Source organism: Ureibacillus massiliensis 4400831 = CIP 108448 = CCUG 49529, from assembly GCF_000772965.1.
Taxonomy (GTDB): Bacteria; Bacillota; Bacilli; order Bacillales_A; family Planococcaceae; genus Ureibacillus; species Ureibacillus massiliensis.
Genome location: NZ_JPVQ01000075.1, coordinates 1 through 8,403, shown reverse-complemented (window position 1 = coordinate 8,403; position 8,403 = coordinate 1). Strand labels below are relative to the sequence as shown.

Genomic DNA, 8,403 nt, shown 5'->3' with positions numbered 1-8,403 from the left:
TGAGAGGTCGGCTAGCCAATTAATGGCTAGCCTCCTACTCGATTTATTTTATTATTTGTGACATATGTTAAGCTTGTAAAGAAATGTTTTGCTTGAAATATTAATATTACTTTCATAAAATAGTATATTTCGACAATAAATGATTTTCATAAAGGTAAAATCAAAAGTTAGATTATTCTTAAAAATAACTGTTTTTGACGGTTATATCGCAAATTTTCAATCACTTTTTATTTTCACAGAAATCATATCGATATTATTGTTATAGTATTCTTGCAAAAAAGTATTAAGGGGAGCAAAGGAGAGATGTGAGAATGTCGACAAAACTTTCGATCACAGGTAAAGATTTGAATTTGTTAAAGTTTAAAGAGGATATGGATGAAATTGTTTTTAACTACATTGATACAACACAAAAATGGGAAAAAGCTTATAGTCAACTTGATGAATTATTAAATGGTGCAGTAGATTACTTTAATAGTCATATTACAGGTGTTGGGATGCCTAAACAAAATACTTATTGGGTATTATTCATGGATATAACTTCAAAATTGATTTATTTCCATACGTTGGCATATCAACAATTGAAAATGATACAAAATGAAGATGTGACAAAAGAAGTTTTACAATTATATTTAGTTGCAGCAAACTGTATTCCGGATGTTCAAAAGTTAGCAAATGCTGAATTCTTAATGGAAGTTGCTCATAGTTATGAAGAGTTAAAGTTATACAATGATAAACAAGGTGAATTTGAAAAAGTATTACTTAAACAAAACAATTCTGCAGATAAATGTATACAAGCATTTTATGAATTTACGAAAAGCTTTAAAAAATAATGTTAGAAAACGGAGAAATGGTTTATTCGATTTTTCCGTTTTTTTTAATATGAAAATGTAGAAGGAGTTGCCCTTTCTAATTCAGGGCAACTCCTTAAAATATGGTTAATCCTTCTTAAATGATTTTAGCTTTTCGTAAATACTAGCCAAACGTTTTTCTTCACCAGCGATAACAGGTTTGTAAAATTCCGTCCCCTCTAATTCATCAGGTAAGTATTGCTGATCAGTCCATCCTCCATATGTACCAATAGGTGTGTCATGGGGATATTTATATCCTACATGACCTAATGCAACAGCGCCTGCATAATGACTATCACGCAAATGTGATGGTATATCACCTGTTTTACCTTCGTGGATTGCTGCGATTGCCGCATCAAGTGCCGAATAGGCAGAATTCGATTTCGGGGATAGGCACATTTCAATTACTGCATTGGCGAGCGGAATTCGAGCTTCTGGCATTCCTAAGCGTTTTGCTGATTCGGTTGCTGCAAAAACATGTGCACCGACAGCTGGATTTGCTAGACCAATATCTTCATATGCCATTACAAGCAATCTTCTACATACGGCAACCAAATCACCAGTTTCTAAAAGGTGTGCAAGATAATAAATTGCTGCATTTGTATCGCTACCGCGTACTGATTTTTGTAATGCAGAAAGCAAGTTGTAAAAATGAGAACCGGCTTTATCTCCATAAACACCAATTCGTTTTGCTAAATGATCAATAATATGATCTTGTACAATTGCTTTTCCATCTTCTTCATCAGAAGCAAAATAAACAGATTCCATTAAAGTTAAAGCTTTTCGCGCATCTCCATTTGCACTTAACGCAATTTTATTTAATTGTTCCTCTGTTATTTCAATCGTATATTTACCAAGTCCTCGTTCTTCATCGTTTAATGCATTTTGTAATAATTGCACAATATCTTCTAAAGAAAGTCGTTTTAATTGTAATATTTCACCACAGCGAGAGCGGATGGCTGGATTGACATCATGGAATGGGTTCTCAGTAGTCGCTCCGATCAATACGATAGATCCGTTTTCGACATGTGGTAATAGGGTATCTTGCTGTAGTTTATTAAAACGATGGATTTCATCTAAAAATAAAATGACCTTTCCAGCTAATCTTGCTTCCACAACGATTTGTTCTACATCCTTTTTTCCTGCATGTGTTGCATTAAGAGAAAAGAAGGGAAGCTTGGAACTTCCGGCTATCGCATGGGCAATTGATGTTTTACCAATTCCCGGTTCACCATATAAAAGCATGGAAGGTACATGGCCATTTTCAATCATTTTAAATAAAGCTGTATTTTCTCCGATAATGTGCTGTTGGCCTACAACCTCACGAATATTTCGAGGACGCATTCGAAATGCTAATGGTTCATTTTGCATTGTTAATCCTCCGTAATAAAGACTTTATATTAATTTATCATATTTATCTCAGATTAACTGTTGATGAGCCTCAACGAAGTAAAATCCCTTTAGGATATTGTTTAATGGGGGATGAGGGATAGCAAAGATGAAATTAAACCTTTTCCAAGTGGAATTAAAGGTGTTATGGTATACTTGAGCTTATAAATGGACAAGTAAAATAGAGGTGTTTATAATGAAAATTTCTACAAAAGGTAGATATGGCCTGACGATTATGATTGAATTAGCAAAACATTATGGGGAAGGGCCAGTACCGTTACGTCAAATCGCTGAAGAAAAGAATTTATCTGAAGCTTATTTAGAGCAACTTGTATCACCACTACGAATTGCGGGCCTTGTAAAAAGTGTACGTGGTGCATATGGAGGGTACTTATTAGCGTTACCACCCGATAAAATCTCTGCTGCTGATGTTATTAAAGTATTAGAAGGTCCAATCCAGCCCGTTGAAGGAATTGAAGAAGAAGAATCTCCTCAACGTGAACTTTGGATTCGAATTCGTGATGCTGTAAAGAATGTACTTGATACAACATCCCTTGATGATTTAGCGAAAAATAATGATGATACTGAATATGACGGATATATGTTCTATATTTAATGAACACCGCCAGTTTAAAGGAGTTTTTGAAAAACAATGGAAACAATTTATCTAGACCATGCAGCAACTTCACCAATGCATCCCGAGGTAATTAGTGAGATGGCGAAGATAATGTCCGAAATATATGGTAATCCTTCAAGTATTCATACTGTAGGGCGCAAAGCTCGTAAGGTTTTAGATGATGCTCGGTCGGTATTAGCTCGTGCAATAGGGGCAAAGGATAACGAAATTATTCTAACAAGTGGTGGAACAGAGGCTGATAACGCAGCGATCTTCGGTACCGCATATGCATTAAAAGCTAAGGGTAAACACATTATTACGACTAAAATCGAGCACCATGCCGTAATGCATGCTTGTGAAAAGCTAGAAAAAGAAGGCTTTGAAGTAACATATCTTTCAGTAGATCATACAGGTCGTATTTCAATGGATGAGTTTAAGAATGCGCTAAGAGACGATACCATTTTAGTCACAATGATGTATGGCAATAATGAAGTCGGCACAACTCAACCTATTCATGAAATTGGTGAGATTTTAAAAGACCATCAAGCAACATTTCATACAGACGCAGTTCAAGCCTTTGGAATTGAGAAGCTTGATGTGAATGCATTAAATGTTGACCTGCTCAGCGTTTCTAGTCATAAATTAAATGGACCAAAAGGAATTGGTTTTTTATATCAAAGAACTGGAATTCCTTTAATACCAACTTCATTTGGTGGGTCACAGGAAAAGAAAAGACGTGCTGGTACTGAAAATGTTCCAAGTGCAGTGGGCTTTGCGAAGGCTGTTGAAATTGCGCAGCAGGAAATTGAATCAAAGCAAGCTAAATTTAAACAATATCGTCAACTGTTTATTGAAGAGTTAAATAAAGAGAACATATCATTTGAAGTGAACGGCAATGTTGAAAATACATTACAGCATGTTTTAAATATTAGTTTTAAAGGGATGGAAGTTGAATCGTTCTTGGTGAATCTTGATATGGCTGGTGTTTATGCATCGAGTGGATCTGCTTGTACAGCAGGCTCAATTGATCCATCCCATGTTTTAGTTGCAATGTTCGGCCGCGATGCAGAAGAGCTAAGAAATTCAATACGCTTTAGTTTTGGTCTCGGATTAAGCGAGGATTTAGTGATTGAAGCAGCTAAAAGAACATGTGAAATTGTAAAAAGACTTGCGAATTAAATAAGAAAAGGTGAAACGACAATGGTAGAAACAAGAGACCCATCACAAATCCGAGTTGTTGTTGGAATGAGCGGTGGGGTCGATTCGTCAGTTGCTGCCTATTTATTAAAGCAACAAGGCTATGACGTCATTGGAATTTTTATGAAAAACTGGGATGATACAGACGAATTTGGCGTTTGTACAGCTACAGAAGATTATGATGATGTGATTAAAGTTTGTAATCAAATTGGTATACCGTACTATGCGGTTAACTTTGAAAAACAATATTGGGATAAAGTATTTACATACTTCCTAGAAGAATATAAAGCTGGACGAACACCCAACCCTGATGTGATGTGTAATAAAGAAATAAAATTCAAAGCATTTTTAGATCACGCTTTAAAATTAGGAGCCGATTATTTAGCAACGGGGCATTATGCACGCGTCATCGAACAAGATGGAGAAGCTGTCATGTTGCGCGGTGTAGATAATAATAAAGACCAAACATACTTCCTTAACCAATTATCTCAAGACCAATTAAAGCATGTGATGTTCCCGATTGGGGATATTGCAAAGCCTGAAGTTCGTAAAATTGCGGAAGAGGCTGGTTTAGCAACGGCTAAGAAGAAGGATTCAACTGGTATTTGCTTTATCGGTGAACGCAACTTCAAGGAGTTTTTAAGTCAGTATTTACCAGCTCAACCTGGTAAAATGGAAACCTTTGATGGGAAAATGATGGGTACTCATGAAGGGCTTATGTATTATACAATCGGTCAACGTCATGGTTTAGGTATTGGTGGTGATGGAGATCCTTGGTTTGTTCTTGGAAAAGACTTAAAACGTAATGTTTTATATGTTGGGCAAGGTTTCCACCATGATGCATTGTATTCTACATCATTAAAAGCCGTAAAAATGGGCTTTACTTCGAACCATTCAAAACCTTCCAAATTTAGCTGTACGGCGAAATTCCGTTATCGTCAAGAGGATACTCCTGTTGAAGTTGAATTATTTGAAGACGGAAGTGCACACATCGTATTTGCAGAGCCAGTTCGCGCTATTACACCAGGTCAAGCAGTTGTATTATATGATGGTGAAGTATGCTTAGGTGGCGGCACAATCGATGAAGTGTTTAAAAATGGAGAAAAATTAACATACGTTGGATAAAGATTCGATTGTCTAACATTTTTAAGCTAAAAAATATTTATAACAATGGCTTACCGATATTGGAACGGTAAGCCAAAGTTTTGTAATGAGGTGAAATAATGGATTATAACGAAATAGGGATTAAAGCCTTTCAGGAAAAGCGTTACGAAGACGCAGCCAAGGCTTTCAATGATGCAATAGAAAACAATCCAAACGATGCAATTGGATATGTGAATTTCGGTAATTTACTTGCTGTAATGAACGATATTGAAAGAGCAGAGCGCTTCTTTCAAAAGGCAATTACATTGGATGAAAAGACTGCTACAGCCTATTATGGATTAGCAAATCTATATTATAACTCTGAACGATATATTGAGGCTGCAAAATTGTATCAAAAGTCGATTGATTACGGCATACAAGGTGCAGATGCTTACTATATGCTTGCAAAATCTTTTGAACGCGAAGAGAAATACAAACTAGCATTACCTTATATGCAAAGGGCTGCAGAAATTGCACCAAAGGATTTACAAATTCGATTATCTTACGGTATACTACTCTGTACGCTAGAAATGTTTGAATTAGCAAAAAGCGAATTAGAATATGTACTGGAAAAAGACGAGAAAAACGCAGATGCCCATTATAATCTTGGAGTTTTATATGCAGTATCAACAGAAAATACAGAACAAGCAATGTACCATCTAAAACAAGCCTATACAATTGAACCAACCTACGAACAAGCGAAATACATCTATGATATGGTAAGTCAACGTTATAATTAATATTTATTACGAGAATATTTATTACGAGTCGACCTATATTTCGGTCGATTTTTTATTTTGTTTTTTTCTATTTTTTCCGCATGAAACTGCTGAATAGTAGAAAAATAAGTGCAAGAAGAAAGGTGAGAATATGAATATTTTATGGGGCATAATTGGGATTATTATTGTGATTGGTATTGCCTTTTTAATTTCAAGTAGTCATAAATCAATCAATTGGAGAACAGTCCTTGGGGGATTATTGATTCAATTATTATTTGCGTTTGTCGTTTTAAAGTGGGAGCTTGGTCGTGAGGTATTAGAGAGTGTTTCAAATGGAGTACAACATTTAATTTCCTATGCTAATGAAGGAATTAGCTTTTTATTTGGAGCATTAGCTGATAGTGAAAAAATGGGAACAGTGTTTGCTATTCATGTGTTGACAATTATAATCTTCTTTTCAGCTTTAATTTCAGTTCTATATTATCTAGGGATAATGCAAGTAATCATTCGTATTATTGGCGGAGGGCTATCAAAAATTCTTGGAACTAGCAAAGCAGAATCGGTTAATGCTGCTGCAAATATTTTTGTCGGTCAAACAGAAGCACCATTAGTTATTAGACCATTTTTACAGAAGATGACTAAATCAGAATTGTTTGCGGTTATGACAGGTGGTTTAGCTTCTGTTTCTGGTTCTGTATTAGTTGGGTATTCTTTGTTAGGTGTTCCATTGGAATATTTATTAGCTGCAAGCTTTATGGCAGCGCCTGCGGGTCTAATTATGGCGAAACTGATTTTACCTGAAACGGAAGAAGTAGATGATTCAAATTTCTCTTTAGATAGAGATAGTGATTCAGTAAATGTCATCGATGCAGCGGCTCGAGGTGCAGGTGATGGGCTAAAGCTTGCTGTAAACGTTGGTGCGATGCTGTTGGCGTTTATTGCTTTGATTGCATTGCTTAATGGTATCATTGGTGGTATTACTGGTTTATTTGGTTATGAAGGAATTACGTTACAATCAATTTTAGGTTTTATATTCTCGCCATTAGCATTTGCAATCGGGGTTCCGTGGGTGGAAGCGGTTGAGGCAGGATCATTTATCGGGCAAAAACTTATTTTAAACGAGTTTGTTGCTTATTCAAATTTCGCGCCGGTAATTCCGGATTTATCAGAAAAAACAGTAATGATTATAAGTTTTGCTCTATGCGGCTTTGCGAACTTAAGTTCAATGGCAATTCTAATTGGTGGTCTAGGTTCTATGGCTCCAAGCAGACGTCCGATCATTGCGAAATTAGCAGTGAGAGCTGTTATTGCAGGTACGTTAGCTTCTTTATTAAGTGCAGCGATTGCTGGGATGTTTCTATAAAAGAAGGCATACGATTATTGTTGAATCGTATGCCTTTTTATTTATTTTGAACAGAAAGCTACCACATCTTCATATTTTAAATCCCCACCAAAAATATCTAATGCGCTACCAATTGTAACGTGAAGCTTGCCGCCTGTAATTTCATTAAATTTTTTCAAATCATCTAATGAACGCACTCCACCAGCATACGTAGTTGGAATTGATGTCCAGTTTGTTAAATCTTTAACGAGTTCCTCTTGCATGCCGCTTCTTTTCCCTTCAACATCTACTGCATGAATTAAAAGCTCATCGCAATATTGTTCAATAAAAGAAATGCTTTCTCCATTTACTTCAAAATCACTGAATCTTGTCCATTTATCTGTTACGACAAACCATTTACCATTTTTTTTACGACAGCTTAAGTCGATGACAATATGTTCCTTTCCAACTGCTTGGATTAATGATTGTAATCTTTCCATATCTAAAGCTCCATCATGGAAGATGAATGAAGTAACGATCACATGTGATGCTCCTGCATCAATGTATTTTTTTGCATTTGTATCATTTATGCCACCACCGACTTGAAGTCCATTCGGATAAGTGTTTAAAGCTAATATTGCTGCTTCATCATTACCAGAACCTAACATGATCACATGTCCACCTGTTAAACCATCTTCTTTAAATTTATTAGCATAAAAGGCAGAATCTTTTTCAGAAATGAAATTTTCAATAACAGATTTGTTTTCATAGCCTAATGTACTACCGACAATTTGTTTTACTTTCCCATCGTGTAAATCAATACAAGGTCTAAATTCCACAATCCTCACAAGCCCTTCTTCGTAACTTAAAAAATATCATAACATTTTTTCTGAAATGATTGGAAAAAAACTGAATCGAAAAATATGATTGTTTGGATAATAGTGTGGCTTTAGATAATAGACAAAAGTGGGCGGATAATAGACAAAGACGTGCATTTAATAGACAAAATCGGGTGAATAATAGACAACGGCAAAAAGGGGCTTTAGATAATAGACAAAAGTGGGCGGATAATAGACAAAGACGTGCATTTAATAGGCAACGTAAGCTACTTAATAGACATGAGCGGTTTGGCCCCTTTATTTTAGACACAAGGTTTAAAGTTCTCTTCTT

9 protein-coding genes are annotated in these 8,403 nt (G+C 35.7%); 7 read left to right on the top strand and 2 right to left on the bottom strand.

Annotated elements, in window-relative coordinates; genetic code table 11:
• The first annotated feature begins 311 nt into the window (after nt 1–311).
• Nucleotides 312–830, top strand: coding sequence for a hypothetical protein (locus CD30_RS18340; RefSeq protein WP_036180355.1), 519 nt, complete (start codon nt 312–314; stop codon nt 828–830).
• A 105-nt stretch (nt 831–935) separates the two neighbouring features.
• Here the strand turns inward: CD30_RS18340 and CD30_RS18335 are convergent, their stop codons facing one another.
• Nucleotides 936–2,219 carry a replication-associated recombination protein A gene (locus tag CD30_RS18335; RefSeq protein ID WP_036180353.1) on the bottom strand — a complete coding sequence of 428 codons (1,284 nt, stop codon included), beginning with the start codon at nt 2,217–2,219 and terminating at the stop codon, nt 936–938.
• A 214-nt stretch (nt 2,220–2,433) separates the two neighbouring features.
• Here CD30_RS18335 and cymR point away from each other — a divergent pair, with 214 nt between their 5' ends.
• The 5 genes from cymR (at nt 2,434) to CD30_RS18310 (ending at nt 7,275) form a co-directional block, all read left to right on the top strand.
• Nucleotides 2,434–2,853 carry a cysteine metabolism transcriptional regulator CymR gene (gene cymR, locus CD30_RS18330; protein WP_036180351.1) on the top strand — a complete coding sequence of 140 codons (420 nt, stop codon included), beginning with the start codon at nt 2,434–2,436 and terminating at the stop codon, nt 2,851–2,853.
• A 36-nt stretch (nt 2,854–2,889) separates the two neighbouring features.
• Entirely contained in the window at nt 2,890–4,032 is a 1,143-nt protein-coding gene (locus tag CD30_RS18325; RefSeq protein ID WP_036180349.1) for a cysteine desulfurase family protein, read from the top strand.
• A 21-nt stretch (nt 4,033–4,053) separates the two neighbouring features.
• On the top strand, nt 4,054–5,175 hold the full coding sequence (gene mnmA / locus CD30_RS18320; protein ID WP_036180347.1) for a tRNA 2-thiouridine(34) synthase MnmA: 1,122 nt from the start codon (nt 4,054–4,056) through the stop codon (nt 5,173–5,175).
• Nucleotides 5,176–5,273: 98 nt separating this feature from the next.
• Nucleotides 5,274–5,933, top strand: a complete 660-nt coding sequence (locus CD30_RS18315) for a tetratricopeptide repeat protein (protein ID WP_036180345.1) — start codon at nt 5,274–5,276, stop codon at nt 5,931–5,933.
• Nucleotides 5,934–6,063: 130 nt separating this feature from the next.
• Nucleotides 6,064–7,275, top strand: coding sequence for a NupC/NupG family nucleoside CNT transporter (locus CD30_RS18310; protein ID WP_036180343.1), 1,212 nt, complete (start codon nt 6,064–6,066; stop codon nt 7,273–7,275).
• A 41-nt stretch (nt 7,276–7,316) separates the two neighbouring features.
• Here CD30_RS18310 and hisA read toward each other — a convergent pair whose 3' ends face one another.
• Nucleotides 7,317–8,072, bottom strand: a complete 756-nt coding sequence (gene hisA, locus CD30_RS18305; protein ID WP_036180341.1) for a phosphoribosylformimino-5-aminoimidazole carboxamide ribotide isomerase — start codon at nt 8,070–8,072, stop codon at nt 7,317–7,319.
• Nucleotides 8,073–8,176: 104 nt separating this feature from the next.
• On the opposite strand from hisA, the gene CD30_RS20460 reads away from it, so the two are divergent.
• The coding region (locus tag CD30_RS20460; protein WP_036180338.1) for a hypothetical protein at nt 8,177–8,403 on the top strand (227 nt) is incomplete at its 3' end.

What these genes read in the sequence shown, in the direction of transcription:
- CD30_RS18340 (WP_036180355.1), top strand. Translation starts at nt 312, where the DNA reads ATGTCGACAAAACTTTCGATCACAGGTAAAGATTTGAATTTGTTAAAG.
- CD30_RS18335 (WP_036180353.1), bottom strand. Translation starts at nt 2,219, where the DNA reads ATGCAAAATGAACCATTAGCATTTCGAATGCGTCCTCGAAATATTCGT.
- cymR (WP_036180351.1), top strand. Translation starts at nt 2,434, where the DNA reads ATGAAAATTTCTACAAAAGGTAGATATGGCCTGACGATTATGATTGAA.
- CD30_RS18325 (WP_036180349.1), top strand. Translation starts at nt 2,890, where the DNA reads ATGGAAACAATTTATCTAGACCATGCAGCAACTTCACCAATGCATCCC.
- mnmA (WP_036180347.1), top strand. Translation starts at nt 4,054, where the DNA reads ATGGTAGAAACAAGAGACCCATCACAAATCCGAGTTGTTGTTGGAATG.
- CD30_RS18315 (WP_036180345.1), top strand. Translation starts at nt 5,274, where the DNA reads ATGGATTATAACGAAATAGGGATTAAAGCCTTTCAGGAAAAGCGTTAC.
- CD30_RS18310 (WP_036180343.1), top strand. Translation starts at nt 6,064, where the DNA reads ATGAATATTTTATGGGGCATAATTGGGATTATTATTGTGATTGGTATT.